The 15651-nt window shown below is 61.0% G+C and carries 18 protein-coding genes; 17 read left to right on the forward strand and 1 reads right to left on the reverse strand.

The window, feature by feature from the left end:
• Positions 1 to 11 precede the first annotated feature (11 nt).
• Genes fliF through fliJ form a run of 5 tightly spaced genes read left to right on the forward strand, consistent with a single transcriptional unit; the run spans position 12 to position 5426 of the window.
• A complete protein-coding gene (fliF, locus tag OC605_RS15210) occupies positions 12 to 1799 on the forward strand; it encodes a flagellar basal-body MS-ring/collar protein FliF (RefSeq protein WP_262137952.1) in 1788 nt (595 codons plus the stop codon).
• Entirely contained in the window at positions 1792 to 2811 is a 1020-nt protein-coding gene (fliG, locus tag OC605_RS15215; protein ID WP_016771079.1) for a flagellar motor switch protein FliG, read from the forward strand. Before fliF ends, fliG begins: the two co-directional genes overlap by 8 nt.
• Before the next feature lie 4 nt (positions 2812 to 2815).
• Positions 2816 to 3622, forward strand: coding sequence for a flagellar assembly protein FliH (gene fliH / locus OC605_RS15220; RefSeq protein ID WP_262137954.1), 807 nt, complete (start codon positions 2816 to 2818; stop codon positions 3620 to 3622).
• A complete protein-coding gene (fliI, locus tag OC605_RS15225; RefSeq protein WP_016771077.1) occupies positions 3612 to 4970 on the forward strand; it encodes a flagellar protein export ATPase FliI in 1359 nt (452 codons plus the stop codon). Before fliH ends, fliI begins: the two co-directional genes overlap by 11 nt.
• A 6-nt stretch (positions 4971 to 4976) precedes the next feature.
• Complete coding sequence (fliJ, locus tag OC605_RS15230; protein ID WP_262137955.1) at positions 4977 to 5426, forward strand: flagellar export protein FliJ; 450 nt, start codon at positions 4977 to 4979, stop codon at positions 5424 to 5426.
• A gap of 31 nt (positions 5427 to 5457) precedes the next feature.
• Here fliJ and OC605_RS15235 read toward each other — a convergent pair whose 3' ends face one another.
• Positions 5458 to 5811, reverse strand: a complete 354-nt coding sequence (locus OC605_RS15235) for a hypothetical protein (protein WP_262137957.1) — start codon at positions 5809 to 5811, stop codon at positions 5458 to 5460.
• 217 nt (positions 5812 to 6028) lie between these two features.
• Between OC605_RS15235 and OC605_RS15240 the strand changes: the two genes are divergently transcribed.
• The 12 genes from OC605_RS15240 (at position 6029) to flhB (ending at position 15604) form a co-directional block, all read left to right on the forward strand.
• Positions 6029 to 6334, forward strand: coding sequence for an STAS domain-containing protein (locus tag OC605_RS15240; protein WP_262137958.1), 306 nt, complete (start codon positions 6029 to 6031; stop codon positions 6332 to 6334).
• Between the two features lie 5 nt (positions 6335 to 6339).
• Complete coding sequence (locus OC605_RS15245) at positions 6340 to 8043, forward strand: fused response regulator/phosphatase (protein WP_262137960.1); 1704 nt, start codon at positions 6340 to 6342, stop codon at positions 8041 to 8043.
• A 30-nt stretch (positions 8044 to 8073) separates the two neighbouring features.
• Entirely contained in the window at positions 8074 to 8421 is a 348-nt protein-coding gene (locus tag OC605_RS15250) for an Hpt domain-containing protein (protein ID WP_016771073.1), read from the forward strand.
• A 105-nt stretch (positions 8422 to 8526) separates the two neighbouring features.
• Positions 8527 to 9894, forward strand: coding sequence for a flagellar hook-length control protein FliK (locus OC605_RS15255; RefSeq protein WP_262137961.1), 1368 nt, complete (start codon positions 8527 to 8529; stop codon positions 9892 to 9894).
• A 305-nt stretch (positions 9895 to 10199) separates the two neighbouring features.
• Entirely contained in the window at positions 10200 to 10703 is a 504-nt protein-coding gene (gene fliL / locus OC605_RS15260; protein WP_016771071.1) for a flagellar basal body-associated protein FliL, read from the forward strand.
• 9 nt (positions 10704 to 10712) lie between these two features.
• The gene (gene fliM, locus OC605_RS15265; protein WP_003222890.1) at positions 10713 to 11681 is read left to right on the forward strand and encodes a flagellar motor switch protein FliM; all 969 of its coding nucleotides are present in this window, start codon (positions 10713 to 10715) and stop codon (positions 11679 to 11681) included.
• A 55-nt stretch (positions 11682 to 11736) separates the two neighbouring features.
• Positions 11737 to 12195, forward strand: a complete 459-nt coding sequence (gene fliN / locus OC605_RS15270) for a flagellar motor switch protein FliN (RefSeq protein WP_016771070.1) — start codon at positions 11737 to 11739, stop codon at positions 12193 to 12195.
• Positions 12196 to 12648, forward strand: a complete 453-nt coding sequence (gene fliO / locus OC605_RS15275; RefSeq protein ID WP_150742468.1) for a flagellar biosynthetic protein FliO — start codon at positions 12196 to 12198, stop codon at positions 12646 to 12648.
• Positions 12648 to 13406: a flagellar type III secretion system pore protein FliP gene (gene fliP, locus OC605_RS15280; protein ID WP_071171446.1), complete on the forward strand. Its 759-nt coding sequence runs from the start codon at positions 12648 to 12650 to the stop codon at positions 13404 to 13406. The genes fliO and fliP overlap by 1 nt, the downstream gene beginning before the upstream one ends.
• Positions 13403 to 13672 carry a flagellar biosynthesis protein FliQ gene (fliQ, locus tag OC605_RS15285; RefSeq protein WP_262137964.1) on the forward strand — a complete coding sequence of 90 codons (270 nt, stop codon included), beginning with the start codon at positions 13403 to 13405 and terminating at the stop codon, positions 13670 to 13672. The genes fliP and fliQ overlap by 4 nt, the downstream gene beginning before the upstream one ends.
• Before the next feature lie 3 nt (positions 13673 to 13675).
• A complete protein-coding gene (fliR, locus tag OC605_RS15290; protein WP_073472764.1) occupies positions 13676 to 14461 on the forward strand; it encodes a flagellar biosynthetic protein FliR in 786 nt (261 codons plus the stop codon).
• 3 nt (positions 14462 to 14464) lie between these two features.
• Positions 14465 to 15604 (forward strand): flagellar biosynthesis protein FlhB, encoded by a 1140-nt coding sequence (gene flhB, locus OC605_RS15295; RefSeq protein ID WP_076566597.1) that lies wholly within the window; start codon positions 14465 to 14467, stop codon positions 15602 to 15604.
• Positions 15605 to 15651 lie beyond the last annotated feature (47 nt).

A 15651-nucleotide genomic window follows, 5' to 3' on the forward strand; every position in this document is an offset into this window, starting at 1 on the left:
CGAAATAAGTCATGGCAGAAGCAGTCGCTGATAACGTTCCGGCCAAGGCCACCCCGATCGACGGCAAACCGCCGCTGTTCGGCCTGTCCTTTCTGGAAAACCTTTCCCAGATGACCGTGCTGCGTCAGGTCGGCCTGTTGGTCGGTCTGGCTGCGAGCGTGGCGATTGGCTTTGCCGTGGTGCTGTGGTCGCAGCAGCCGGATTACCGTCCACTGTACGGCAGCCTTGCCGGCATGGACGCCAAGCAGGTCATGGAAACCCTGGCCGCCGCTGACATCCCTTACAACGTAGAACCCAATTCCGGCGCCTTGCTGGTCAAGGCCGACGACCTGTCCCGTGCGCGGATGAAACTCGCTGCTGCTGGTGTCACTCCCAGCGACGGCAACATCGGTTTCGAAATCCTCGACAAGGAACAGGGTCTGGGCACCAGCCAGTTCATGGAAGCGACCCGTTATCGTCGCGGCCTCGAAGGCGAACTGGCGCGGACCATCTCCAGCCTGAACAACGTCAAGGGTGCCCGCGTGCACCTGGCGATTCCGAAGAGTTCGGTGTTCGTCCGTGACGAGCGCAAGCCAAGCGCTTCGGTACTGGTCGAGCTGTACAGCGGGCGTTCGCTGGAGCCGGGTCAGGTGGTGGCGATCATCAACCTGGTGGCGACTTCCGTGCCCGAGTTGAGCAAATCGCAGATCACCGTCGTCGATCAGAAGGGCAACCTGCTCTCTGATCAGGCGGAGGACTCGGAAATGACCATGGCCGGCAAGCAGTTCGATTACAGCCGCCGCATGGAAAGCATGCTCACCCAGCGCGTGCACAACATTCTGCAACCGGTACTGGGCAACGATCGCTATAAGGCTGAAGTCTCCGCCGACGTCGATTTCAGTGCCGTCGAATCGACTGCCGAGCAGTTCAACCCGGACCAACCGGCGTTGCGCAGCGAGCAGTCGGTCAACGAACAACGCACCGCCAGCAATGGCCCGCAAGGTGTGCCGGGTGCCCTGAGCAACCAGCCGCCGGCGCCTGCCTCGGCGCCGCAGACCACCGGTGGCACCGCCGCACCGGCCGGGATGATCCAGCCGGGTCAGCCACTGGTTGACGCCAACGGACAGCAGATCATGGACCCGGCCACTGGCCAGCCAATGCTCGCGCCGTACCCGGCGGACAAGCGTCAACAATCGACCAAGAACTTCGAGCTCGACCGTTCGATCAGCCACACCAAGCAGCAGCAGGGCCGTCTCAATCGCCTGTCGGTGTCGGTGGTGGTCGACGATCAGGTCAAGATCAACCCGGCCAACGGTGAAACCAGCCGTGCGCCGTGGAGCGCCGACGAATTGGCGCGCTTTACCCGTCTGGTGCAGGACGCGGTCGGTTTCGACGCCAGCCGTGGTGACAGCGTCAGCGTGATCAACATGCCGTTCTCCGCCGAGCGCGGCGAAGTGATTGCCGATATTCCGTTCTACTCCCAGCCATGGTTCTGGGACATCGTCAAACAAGTACTGGGTGTGCTGTTCATCCTCGTACTGGTGTTTGGTGTGCTGCGTCCGGTGCTCAACAACATCACCGGCGGTGGCAAAGGCAAGGAGCTGGCCGGTCTGGGCAGCGACGTGGAACTCGGTGGCATGGGCGGCCTGGACGGCGAACTGGCCAACGACCGCGTGAGCCTCGGTGGTCCGCAGAGCATTCTGTTGCCAAGCCCGAGCGAGGGTTATGACGCGCAACTGAATGCAATCAAGAGTCTGGTAGCTGAAGACCCGGGTCGCGTGGCTCAGGTCGTGAAAGAGTGGATTAACGCAGATGAGTGATAACCGAGCCGCCACCGTCAAACTGACCAAGGTCGACAAAGCCGCGATTCTGCTGCTGTCCCTGGGTTCGACCGATGCTGCGCAAGTGCTGCGCCACATGGGCCCCAAAGAGGTTCAGCGCGTCGGCGTGGCCATGGCGCAGATGGGCAACGTCCATCGCGAGCAGGTCGAGCAGGTGATGAGCGAATTCGTCGACATCGTCGGCGATCAGACCAGCCTCGGCGTCGGTTCCGACGACTACGTGCGCAAGATGCTCACCCAGGCCCTGGGCGAAGACAAGGCCAACGGCCTGATCGACCGCATCCTGCTCGGTGGCAACACCAGCGGCCTCGACAGCCTGAAATGGATGGAGCCGCGCGCAGTCGCTGACGTCATCCGTTACGAACACCCGCAGATCCAGGCGATCGTGGTCGCGTACCTCGACCCGGATCAGGCCGGTGAAGTGCTCGGCAACTTCGACCATAAAGTGCGTCTGGACATCATCCTGCGCGTCTCGTCGTTGAACACCGTGCAACCGGCCGCCTTGAAAGAACTCAACCAGATTCTCGAGAAACAGTTCTCCGGCAACTCGAACGCCTCGCGCACCACCCTGGGTGGCATCAAGCGTGCGGCCGACATCATGAACTTCCTCGACAGCTCGATCGAAGGCCAGCTCATGGACTCGATCCGCGAAGTCGACGAAGACCTGTCCGGTCAGATCGAAGACCTCATGTTCGTCTTCAACAACCTCGCCGACGTCGACGACCGTGGCATCCAGGCGCTGTTGCGCGAAGTGTCTTCCGATGTGCTGGTGCTGGCCCTCAAGGGTTCGGACGAAGGCGTCAAGGAAAAGATCTTCAAGAACATGTCCAAGCGTGCCGCCGAACTGTTGCGCGACGACCTCGAGGCCAAAGGTCCGGTGCGCGTCAGCGACGTCGAAACCGCGCAGAAGGAAATCCTCACCATTGCCCGTCGTATGGCCGAAGCCGGCGAGATCGTGCTCGGTGGCAAGGGCGGCGAGGAAATGATCTAAGCCCATGGATAAGCCTGACGAGTCTGTGACGGATCTGATCCGCGCCCGCGATGTTCGTGGTTTCGAATCCTGGGCGCTGCCCAGCTTCGACCCGCCGAAACCGGAACCCGAGCCGGAGCCGGAACCCGAGCCGCCGGAAATGGAAGAAGTACCGCTGGAAGAAGTCCAGCCACTGACTCTGGAAGAACTCGAAAGCATCCGTCAGGAGGCTTACAACGAGGGCTTCGCCATCGGCGAAAAGGAAGGTTTTCACAGCACCACGCTGAAGGTGCGTCAGGAAGCTGAAACAGCGCTGGCGGCGAAAATCGCCAGCCTTGAGCTGTTGATGGCCAACCTGTTCGAACCGATCGCCGAGCAAGACACCCAGATTGAAAAGTCGCTGGTTGACCTCGTGCAACACATCACCAAGCAGGTGATCAAGCGCGAACTGGCCATCGATTCAACGCAGATCGAACACGTCATGCGCGATGCCCTCAAGCTATTGCCGCTGGGCGTGGAAAACGTGCGCCTGTACGTCAATCCGCAGGATTTCGCCCAGGTCAAAGCCCTGCGCGAACGCCACGAAGAAACCTGGCGCATCGTTGAAGACGAGTCGCTGTTGCCGGGCGGCTGCCGGGTTGAAACCGAACACAGCCGCATCGACGCCAGTGTCGAATCGCGGGTGACCCAGGTCATGGCCAAGCTGTTCGATCAGTTGCACGAGCAGGCCTTGCATCCGGCAGCGCCTGACTTGAGTCTGGACATTCCCGAAGTCACCCCAGCGGCTGTCGACTCTGACGAGCCGCGCGCGGACGCCAGCGATGCGCCTTGAACGCACCAGCTTCGCCAAGCGCCTGAGCACCTACGCCGAGGCCACCGAGATTGCCGGCGCGCCGATCCTTGAAGGTCGGCTGCTGCGCATGGTCGGCCTGACCCTCGAAGCCGAAGGCTTGCGCGCCGCCATGGGCACCCGTTGCATGGTGATCAATGACGACAGCTACCACCCGTCTCAGGTGGAAGCGGAAGTCATGGGTTTTTCCGGCAGCAAAGTCTTTCTGATGCCGGTCGGCAGCGTCGCCGGCATCGCCCCGGGCGCCCGCGTGGTGCCCCTGGCCGATACCGGTCGTTTGCCGATGGGCATGAGCATGCTCGGCCGTGTCCTCGACGGCGCCGGTCGCGCGCTGGACGGCAAGGGCGGCATGAAGGCCGAAGACTGGGTACCGATGGATGGCCCGACAATCAACCCGCTCAACCGTGATCCGATCAGCGTACCGCTGGACGTCGGCATCCGTTGCATCAACGGTTTGCTGACGGTCGGCCGTGGTCAGCGTCTGGGTCTGTTCGCCGGTACCGGTGTCGGTAAATCGGTGCTGTTGGGCATGATGACCCGCTTCACCGAGGCCGACATCATCGTCGTCGGCCTGATCGGTGAGCGTGGTCGCGAAGTTAAGGAATTCATCGAGCACATCCTCGGTGAAGAAGGCCTCAAGCGTTCGGTGGTGGTTGCCTCGCCAGCGGACGATGCACCGCTGATGCGTATGCGCGCGGCGATGTATTGCACGCGCATCGCCGAGTATTTCCGCGACAAGGGCAAGAACGTTCTGCTGCTGATGGACTCGCTGACCCGTTTCGCCCAGGCCCAGCGGGAAATCGCTCTGGCCATCGGCGAACCGCCAGCAACCAAGGGCTATCCGCCCTCGGTGTTCGCCAAACTGCCGAAACTGGTGGAGCGCGCCGGTAACGCGGAGAAGGGCGGTGGCTCGATCACGGCGTTCTACACCGTGCTGTCCGAAGGCGACGACCAGCAGGACCCGATTGCCGACTCGGCGCGGGGTGTGCTCGACGGCCATATCGTGCTGTCACGACGCCTGGCCGAGGAAGGTCACTATCCGGCGATCGACATCGAAGCCTCGATCAGCCGGGTGATGCCGGCGGTGGTTTCGCCGGATCACATGCAGCGCGCGCAGTACTTCAAGCAGTTGTGGTCGCGCTATCAGCAGAGCCGCGATCTGATCAGCGTCGGTGCCTACGTGGCCGGTGGCGATCGCGAGACCGATCTGGCGATTTCCCTGCAACCACAATTGGTCAGGTATCAGCGCCAAGGCCTCAACGACAAAATCAATCTGGGTGAGAGCCAGGCCTATCTGGAAACCCTGTTCGCCCCTGCGGCGGGCGGGTAACCGGCCATGGCCGTCAGCCGCGCCGCGCGCCTGGCACCGGTGGTGGACATGGCCGAAAAGGCCGAGAAAGCCGCCGTGCAGCGCCTCGCCTACTTTCAGGGCCAGGTCAAAGTTGCCGAAAGCAAACTGGCCGACCTCAATGCCTTTCGTCTGGATTACTCGCAGCAATGGATCGTGCGCGGCAGCACCGGCGTGACCGGGCAATGGCTGCTGGGCTTTCAGGGCTTTCTGGCGCAACTCGACACCGCCGTCGACCAGCAACGGCAGAGCCTGGTCTGGCATCAGAACAAACTCGACAAGGCGCGTGAGGAGTGGCAGCAGGCGTTTGCCCGCGTCGAGGGTTTGCGCAAACTGGTGCAGCGCTATCGCGACGAGGCGCAACGCCTTGAAGACAAGCGCGAGCAGAAGCTGCTGGATGAACTGTCGCAGCGTTTGCCGCGGCGTGATTCTCATTGATACCGCGGCAATAACGCCAGAAAGTCACTAATCAAGCATTTGCTACCGTGAACTCAAATGGTTGAGATTGACCCACGGGTAGGCCCTTGCGGCTAACAGTGAAGTAAGTGGTCACTGTTTTGGCCACTAGCTGCCAATCGTCAACAGGGTTTAGTTTTGTACCGACTTCTCCTGCCGTAGCTCCGCCGGGCGAGACTGTTACAAGCTTTTCGTACCTCACATTCGAATCGACCTGGATGACAAATGTCACTTGGTCTCCTTCTTTTGCAAGATAGCTCGCCATCAAAGCTGCCTTTCCGCCCGTGAACTCGGTGTGACTGACGATAGTTGGTGAGTCCGTGTTTTTCAGATGCGGTGCTTCGAATGTTGTTTTCGATGAGGTCATGACTCAGTTCCATTGATCCGAGCGCAGCAATATTACTGCCGGTTAATTAGGCGACATGGGCTCCAGCTGCGCTACTGTCATATCTGACAGTAGCGACAAGCGGTACTCGGAGAAGGTTCAGGAGGAACGGCATATACAGCGGAGCATTCAAGGTTGCCGGTCTCTTTACTTGGTGCTAAACCTTGTACAGGTTCGTCAATGACAAGGAAGCCAGTCAATGTCAGTCGTTACAGAAGTTTCACCGGATGGGAAAAAGCTCAAAATCTCGGTAAAAGGCCGATTCGATTTCGGCAAACATCAGGAATTTCGCAGTTCCTATGAACGGGTCGACCCCGAGCCAAACTCCTACGAGTTGGATCTGAAAGAGACCACTTATCTGGACAGTTCCGCGCTCGGGATGCTGCTCCTGCTGCGTGATCACGCGGGCGGTGATGATGCGGACATTCGGGTGATCAACCCCAACTCCGACGTGCGCAAAATCCTCGCGATTTCCAACTTCGACAAACTCTTCGACATCAGTTGACGCCCATGCAGGCGCAAGAGCCGCTGACCATTCTTATCGCCGAAGACAGCGCCGCCGACCGGCTGCTGCTGTCGACCATTGTCCGCCGTCAGGGCCATCAGGTGCTGACGGCGGCCAATGGTGCCGAGGCGGTCGAAACGTTCAAAGAGCAGCAGCCCGATCTGGTGTTGATGGACGCGCTGATGCCGGTGATGGACGGCTTCGAAGCGGCGCGGCAGATCAAGGCGCTGGCGGGTGAAGCGCTGGTGCCGATCATCTTCCTCACCTCGCTGACCGAGAGTGAAGCCCTGGCCCGGTGTCTGGAGGCTGGCGGTGACGATTTTCTGGCGAAGCCGTACAACCAAGTGATACTCGCCGCCAAAATCAAGGCGATGGATCGTTTGCGTCGCCTTCAGGCAACGGTCCTGCAGCAGCGTGATCTGATCGCCAGACATCATGACTATCTACTGAACGAACAACGCGTGGCCAAAGCGGTGTTCGACAAGGTCGCGCATTCCGGTTGCCTGAGCGCGCCGAACATCCGATACCTGCAATCGCCTTACGCGCTGTTCAATGGTGATCTGTTGCTCGCGGCGTACACGCCGGCCGGTGACATGCACGTCATGCTCGGCGATTTCACTGGGCATGGCTTGCCGGCAGCGGTGGGGGCGATGCCGCTGGCCGAAGTGTTTTATGGAATGACCGCCAAGGGCTATGGCCTGGCCGAAACCCTGCGCGAGATGAACGCCAAGCTCAAGCGCATCCTGCCGGTGGACATGTTCTGCTGCGCTACGTTGCTCAGTCTGAGTTTCCAGAGCCGTTCGGTGGAGGTGTGGAACGGCGGCATGCCCGACGGTTACTTGCACCGCATGGCCAGTGGCGAACGCGTGCCGTTGCCGGCGCGGCATTTGCCCTTGGGGATTCTCAGCGCGCAAGCCTTCGATGACCGTACGGATGTGTATCCGATGGCGGACGATGATCGGGTGTTTCTGTTATCGGACGGGGTGATCGATACCTGCGATGCCAATGACCAATTGTTCGGCGTCGAGCGCTTGCAGCAGGTGTTTGCGGGGAACCGCGAGCCGGATCGGTTGTTCAAGGATATCGAACAGGCACTGCGCGATTTTCGCGGACAGGCCCGCGACGATGTGAGCATGGTCGAGGTCAGTCTGCTTGAGTCGGTACAGGCCCACGGCGCGGCGCCGGTGTATTCCGACAGCGGCCAGTCGTGCCCGCTGGACTGGTCGGCCAGTTTCGAGTTTTGCGGCGCCACGCTCAGGCGCTTCAATCCGCTGCCGTTCCTCTTGCAGTTGCTGCTTGAGGTGCATGGCCTGCGCGCGCAGAGCGGAGCGCTGTACAGCGTGCTCGCCGAGTTGTATTCCAATGGCCTGGAGCATGGCGTGCTCGGGCTGGACTCCAGCCTTAAACGCGATGCGGCAGGTTTCGCCCGCTACTATGAAATGCGCGCGGCGCGGCTGGAGGCGCTGCAAGACGGTTTCGTGCGAGTGCATCTGCAGGTCCAGCCGCAAGGCGAGGGCGGGCGGCTGGTCATCCGCGTCGAGGACAGCGGCAAGGGCTTTGATGTGGCGCGGGTCATGGAGCGGCCCGTGGATAACGTCCGCTTGTCGGGACGCGGCATCGGTCTGGTCCGGCAACTGGGGCGCAACGCCAGTTGGTCAGACCAGGGTCGTAGTGCCAGCGTGGAGTTTTTCTGGGAGATTGAGGCATAATCCGCCCATTCTTGATCAAGGAGTGAGCAAGTGACAGACCCACATGTAGATCGCGAAGTCCTCGATACTTTGCGCGAGGTGATGGAGGACGGCTATACGGAATTGCTGGAGACTTTTCTGGCAGATTCGCAAAGCCGCCTGCACGAGTTGCAGGACAGCACCAGCGCCAAAGCGCTTTCCGATGTAGCCCATAGCTTCAAGGGCAGCGCGAGTAACATGGGCGCGGTTCGACTGGCCGAGTTGTGCCAAGACCTTGAGTCGAATGCCAAGGACAAAAGTCCGGAAGCGCTCGCTCAACTGGTGGCCGATATCCATTCTGAATTCGCCGAAGTACGCCCGGTGTACGAAAGCGAAAAGCACCACGCCCACATCCACTGAAGCCGCCGCCCGGCGCTTTTCGCAAGTGTCTGGCCAAACTGGCCCGGCACTTGCAGTCATCTTGCTCAACTGTACCTACGATCCCAGTGCAGCGGAGACCGTGTCATGCCTGCGACCCCCAACATTCTTCTTCAGACCGCCGCCCAGGCCAAGGCGCAAGCCGCCTCTGCCAAATCGTCGGCAATGGCCGCAGACGCCGGGGACAAGGCTTCCAGCTTCGCCAAAGTGTTCGCCGATCAGGCGCCGGCCAAGCCTGCCGCAAGCGCTGACAATTCAGTCAAGCCGGCACGCGATAAAGTCGCTGACAGCAGCTGCAAAAAGGATATCGGCAAAGATCAGTCTGCCGCGCCCGAGCCAGCAGTTGCCGATAGCGGCAAAGCGTTGCCTGCCGACAAAGCGGCGACAAGCGACGACGCGACTGCCACTGCCGATGACACCACTGAAACCGTACAAACCCCTGTGGCCGATGCCGCGCCTGTAGACCCGGCGCTTGATCCGGCCTTGGCGCAAGTCGTTCAGCCGGTGGTGGCAGCGCCTGTGGTGCAAGCACCAACAGTCGCCACGCCAGCCCAGCCGGAAACCGAAACGCCTGCACTGGCGGTCGTGTCGGGCATGGTCAAAGATCCGGCGGCCACCGACAGCGAATTTGATCCAACAGCCGACCCGCTCGATTCGCTGCCGGCCGTGCGCATGGCGATGGAGCAGGGCGGGCATATTTCTGCCGCCAGCCAGGCGCAACCGAAAGCCACGCCTGCTCAAGCTCAGGCTGACAGCGAATTGACCGCCGCGCAGAACTTTGCCGCCGGCATGGCCAGCATGCTCGACGTGCAGGCCGACAAGGACAGCACCAGCCAGGGCGGCGAACAAGCTTTCAGCGGGTTGATCGACGATGGTCTGAAGGACCTGAAATCCGCCACCAGCGACACCCGCGTCGACGACTTCGCCAACCGTCTGGCGGCACTCACCCAGGCCGCTACGCCGAAAACCGCCAATGCGCTGCCGGTAAATCAGCCGATCGCCATGCACCAGAGCGGCTGGACCGAAGAAGTGGTCAACCGCGTGATGTACCTGTCCAGCGTCAACCTGAAGGCCGCCGACATTCAGTTGCAGCCGGCGGAGCTGGGGCGTCTGGATATCCGCGTGAACATGGTTCCCGATCAGCAGACCCAGGTCACCTTCATGAGCGCGCACCCGAGCGTGCGTGAAGCGCTCGACAGCCAGATGCACCGCCTGCGCGACATGTTCAACCAGCAGGGCATGGGCCAGGTCGACGTCAACGTCGCCGACCAGAACCGTGGCTGGCAGGGGCAGCAAGGCCAGGAGCAGGCGCAGCAGGGTCACGGTGGCCGGACCAGCGCTGCGGGTGGCCGCTTGGATTCGGCGGATGAGGAATTGGTACCGGCTACTGTCGCTGAAGTGGCGGCGCAGACTACCAGCGTGATTGGCAGCAGTGCGGTCGACTATTACGCCTGATCGCTTCAGATCAAAAGCCCCTCACCCTAGCCCTCTCCCAGAGGGAGAGGGGACTGATTGGGGGATATTGAAGATCTACACCGACCTGCATCGCCTTCACTGAATCCGTAATCGACTCGGTTTTTCGGGTCGACGCATAACCAAAACCCGACCCGGTCTGCTCCCTCTCCCTCCGGGAGAGGGCTGGGGTGAGGGTGGCTTTTGACTTTGGCGTTGTCTGCGCACCCTCCGACACTTCTGGCATAACACTTGCTCTTGCCTTGCCGTGCGACTGTGAAACCCCCGATTAGTGACGGATTATTGGCATGGCGAAGAGCGAAGCTGCAGCAGTAAAAGACCCCGCAACCAAAGGCAAACTCAAGCTGATCATCGTGATCGTGCTGGCGTTGCTGGTGGCCATTGGTGCATCCGTCGGGGCGACCTGGTTCTTCATGCACGGCGCGCAGAGCAAGCCTGCCGAGGCCGCTGAAGCAGCGCCGGTCGGCAAGCAGGCGGCGATTTTCGAGCCGATGGCGCCGGCCTTCGTTGCCAACTACAACCAGAACGGCCGTCAGCGCTACATGCAGGTGAGCATCACCATGCTGGCGCGTAATCAGGCCGATCTGGACGCGCTCAAAGTGCACATGCCGGTTATCCGCAACAACCTGGTGATGCTCTTCTCCGGTCAGGATTTCGCCACCCTGGCGACACCGGTCGGACAAGAGATGTTGCGCCAGAAGGCCACCGCCAGCGTCCAGGAAGTGGCGCAGAAAGAACTGGGCAAAGTGGTCATCGAACAGTTGCTTTTCACTAATTTCGTACTGCAGTAGGAACACGACATGGCCGTGCAGGATCTGCTGTCCCAGGATGAAATCGATGCGTTGCTGCATGGCGTCGATGATGGTCTGGTACAGACCGATAATGCTGCCGAACCCGGCAGTGTCAAAAGCTACGACCTGACCAGCCAGGATCGCATCGTCCGTGGACGCATGCCGACGCTGGAAATGATCAACGAGCGCTTTGCCCGCTACACCCGCATCAGCATGTTCAACATGCTGCGCCGCTCGGCGGACGTGGCTGTCGGTGGCGTGCAGGTGATGAAGTTCGGCGAATACGTGCACTCGCTGTACGTGCCGACGAGTCTCAACCTGGTCAAGATCAAACCGCTGCGCGGCACCGCGCTGTTCATCCTCGACGCCAAACTGGTGTTCAAGCTGGTGGACAACTTCTTCGGTGGTGACGGCCGTCACGCCAAGATCGAAGGGCGGGAATTCACCCCGACCGAACTGCGCGTGGTGCGCATGGTGCTGGAGCAGGCGTTCGTCGATCTGAAGGAAGCCTGGCAGGCGATCATGGAAGTCAATTTCGAGTACATCAACTCGGAAGTGAACCCGGCCATGGCCAACATCGTCGGCCCGAGCGAAGCGATTGTGGTCTCCACCTTTCACATCGAACTCGATGGCGGTGGCGGCGATCTGCACGTGACCATGCCGTACTCGATGATCGAGCCGGTGCGCGAGATGCTCGACGCCGGTTTCCAGTCCGACCTCGACGATCAGGACGAGCGCTGGGTCAACGCCCTGCGCCAGGACGTGCTCGATGTCGACGTGCCGATCGGTGCCACCGTGGCCCGCCGCCAGTTGAAGCTGCGCGACATCCTGCACATGCAACCGGGCGATGTGATCCCGGTCGAGATGCCGGAAGACATGATCATGCGCGCCAACGGCGTGCCGGCCTTCAAGGTCAAGATGGGCTCGCACAAAGGCAACCTCGCGTTGCAGGTGATCGAGCCGATCGAGCGTCGCTGAGACGGCGCTTTTCACCCCCGTATTTAACCGAATTGTGGCCCGCCGAGGACACATGATGAACGACGATATGAACGCGCAGGACGACCAGGCTCTGGCCGATGAATGGGCTGCGGCCCTGGAAGAAACCGGTGATGCCGGCCAGGCTGACATCGATGCACTGCTGGCTGCCGACGCAGGCACTTCCAGCTCCAACCGTCTGCCGATGGAAGAGTTCGGCAGCGTGCCGAAGAACAACGATCCGGTGACCCTCGACGGTCCGAACCTGGACGTGATCCTCGACATCCCGGTGTCGATTTCCATGGAAGTCGGCAGCACCGACATCAACATCCGCAACCTGCTGCAACTCAACCAGGGTTCGGTGATCGAGCTTGATCGTCTGGCCGGTGAGCCGCTCGACGTGCTGGTCAACGGCACCCTGATCGCGCACGGCGAAGTAGTGGTGGTCAACGAGAAGTTCGGCATCCGCCTGACTGACGTGATCAGCCCAAGCGAACGCATCAAGAAGCTGCGCTGAGTGAAAAGGTTTCTCTGGGTGCTGCTGGCATGGCCGTTGGGCGTGCTGGCTGCCGAGCCGAGCGCAACCACCGCTGCCCCTGCCGCCACCGCGCCGATGGTCAACAGCGGCGTGGCCGGTCAGTTGACGCAACTGGTGTTCGGTTTGCTGCTGGTGCTGGGCTTGATCTTCTTCCTCGCCTGGCTGCTGCGCCGCGTGCAACAGGCGGGGCCGGCGGGCAAGGGCCAGGTGATCGAGTTGATCGGTTCCCGCGCGCTCGGCCCGCGTGACCGCTTGATGCTGGTGCAGGTCGGCAATGAGCAGATTCTGCTCGGCCTCAGCCCCGGCACCATCACCGCGCTGCACGTGCTCAAAGAGCCGGTCGAAGTCCCCACTGCCAGCGAAAAAGCGACGCCGGAATTTGCTCAGCATCTGCTGAAGATTCTTGGCAAGGACCAAAAGGATACGAAGTAATGGGTGCGCTCCGCATCGTCTTGACGCTGCTCCTGTTGCTGGCCGCGCCGCTGGCGTTCGCCGCCGATCCGTTGTCGATCCCGGCGATCACGCTGGGCACCAATGCCGACGGCGCGCAGGAATATTCGGTCAGTCTGCAGATCCTGCTGATCATGACCGCGCTGAGCTTTATTCCAGCGGCGGTCATCCTGATGACCAGCTTCACGCGGATCATCATCGTCTTCTCGATCCTGCGTCAGGCCCTCGGCCTGCAACAGACGCCGTCGAACCAGATCCTCACCGGCATGGCGCTGTTCCTGACGCTGTTCATCATGGCGCCGGTGTTCGACCGGGTGAACAACGACGCGCTGCAACCGTATCTGGCGGAAACCCTCACCGCGCAGCAAGCGGTGGAAAAGGCTCAGGTGCCGATCAAGGACTTCATGCTCGCGCAGACCCGCACCAGCGATCTGGAGCTGTTCATGCGCTTGTCCAAGCGCACCGACATTGCCAGCCCGGATCAGGCGCCGCTGACCATTCTGGTACCAGCGTTCGTGACCTCCGAGCTTAAAACCGCCTTCCAGATCGGCTTCATGATCTTCATTCCGTTCCTGATCATCGACCTCGTTGTCGCGAGCGTGCTGATGGCCATGGGTATGATGATGCTCTCGCCGCTGATCATCTCGCTGCCGTTCAAGATCATGCTGTTCGTGCTGGTCGATGGCTGGGCGCTGATCATCGGTACTCTGGCCAGCAGTTTTGGAGGTGTTTCGCCATGACGCCGGAAGTCGCGGTCGATATCTTTCGTGAAGCCTTGTGGCTGACCACCATGATGGTCGCCATCCTGGTGATACCGAGCCTTCTGGTCGGCCTGCTGGTGTCGATGTTCCAGGCTGCCACGCAGATCAACGAACAGACTCTGAGCTTCCTGCCGCGTCTGCTGGTGATGCTGGTGACCCTGATCATCGGCGGTCCGTGGATCGTACAAACGTTCATGGAATACATCATCCAGCTGTACAAAAACATTCCGATGGTCATCGGCTAAGCCATGCAGTCGCTGCTTCAGCTGACCGACACCCAGATCAGCACCTGGGTGGCGTCATTCATGTTGCCGCTGTTTCGCGTGGCGTCGATGCTGATGGTCATGCCGGTGTTCGGCACCACCCTGATTCCGCGGCGCGTGCGCCTGTATTTCGCCGTGGCGATCACCGTGGTCATCACCCCGGCGCTGCCGCCGATGCCGGCCGTCAGCCCGCTGGATCTCAGCGGCCTGCTGCTGATCGGCGAGCAGATTCTGGTCGGCGCCGTGCTCGGCTTTTCCCTGCAACTGTTCTTCCAGGCTTTCGCCGTCGCCGGGCAGATTGTCGCGGTGCAGATGGGTATGGGCTTCGCCTCGATGATCGACCCTACCAACGGTGTTTCGGTGGCGGTGATCGGGCAGTTCTTCACCATGCTGGTGACGTTGCTGTTCCTGTCGATGAACGGCCACCTGGTGGTGTTCGAAGTCCTCACTGAAAGCTTCACCACGCTGCCGGTCGGCGGCGGTCTGATGGTTGCGCATTACTGGGAACTGGCCGGCAAACTCGGCTGGGTGCTCGGCGCCGCGCTGTTGCTGGTATTGCCCGCCGTCACCGCACTGTTGGTGGTCAACATCGCGTTCGGCGTGATGACCCGCGCCGCGCCGCAACTGAACATCTTCTCGATCGGTTTTCCGCTGACCCTGGTGCTCGGCCTGTTCATCGTCTGGGTGGGCCTGGCGGACATTCTCAACCAGTATCAACCGCTGGCCAGCGAGGCCTTGCAGTTGCTACGCGAACTGGCACGGGCGCGCTGAGTCATGGCAGAGAGCGAAAGCGGTCAGGACAAGACAGAAGACCCCACGGAGAAACGCAAAAAGGACTCCCGTGAGAAGGGTGAGATTGCCCGCTCCAAAGAGCTCAACACTCTGGCCGTGATGATGGCCGGTGCCTCTGCGCTGCTGATCTTCGGCGGCATGCTCGCGCAAGAAATGATGGACGTGATGCGCCTGAACTTCACCCTGTCCCGCGAAGTGGTCATGGACCAAGGCGCGATGGGCCGGTTCTTGCTGGAGTCGGGCCTGATCGCCTTGCTGGCGATTCAGCCGGTGATGATCACCCTGTTGCTCGCCGCCATCATCGGGCCGATCTCCCTCGGTGGCTGGCTGTTCGCCGCAAAGTCGCTGGCGCCCAAATTCAGCCGGATGAACCCGGCCGCCGGCCTCAAACGGATGTTCTCGTTCAAGGCTGTGGTCGAACTGCTCAAGGCCCTGGCGAAGTTTTTGATTACTCTGGGTGTGGCACTGTTGGTGCTGTCCGCCGACGTCGATGATCTTCTGCGCATCGCCCACGAACCACTGGACATGGCGATCATCCACAGCGTTTTGCTGGTGGGCTGGAGCACGCTGTGGCTGGCCTGCGGCCTGATCATCATCGCCGCCGTCGACGTGCCGGTGCAGCTCTGGGAAGCGCACAAGAAACTGCTGATGACCAAGCAGGAAGTGCGCGACGAACACAAGGACCAGGAAGGTCGCCCAGAGGTCAAGCAACGCATCCGCCAGACCCAGCGCGAAATGTCCCAGCGGCGCATGATGGCAGCGATTCCCGAAGCCGACGTGGTCATCACCAACCCGACCCATTACGCCGTCGCACTCAAATACGACTCGGAAAAGGGCGGCGCACCGGTGCTGCTGGCCAAGGGCAGCGACTTCATCGCCCTGAAAATCCGCGAAATCGCAGTGGCCAACAACGTCATGCTGCTTGAATCGCCTGCGTTGGCGCGCTCGATCTATTACTCAACTGAGCTTGAGCAGGAAATTCCTGGCGGGCTGTATCTGGCAGTGGCGCAGGTGCTGGCCTACGTCTACCAGATCCGCCAACACCAGGCGGGGAAGGGCAAGCGGCCGGATCCGTTGAAGGATGATTTGCCGATTCCGCCGGATTTGCGTCGGGATTCTTGATGGTTACCGCTTGTCTGGAAAATCTCGGAACCTGTCAACTCTGACAG

Origin of the sequence: Pseudomonas sp. Marseille-Q5117, assembly GCF_946901175.1 — a bacterium.
Classification (GTDB): domain Bacteria; phylum Pseudomonadota; class Gammaproteobacteria; order Pseudomonadales; family Pseudomonadaceae; genus Aquipseudomonas; species Aquipseudomonas iranensis.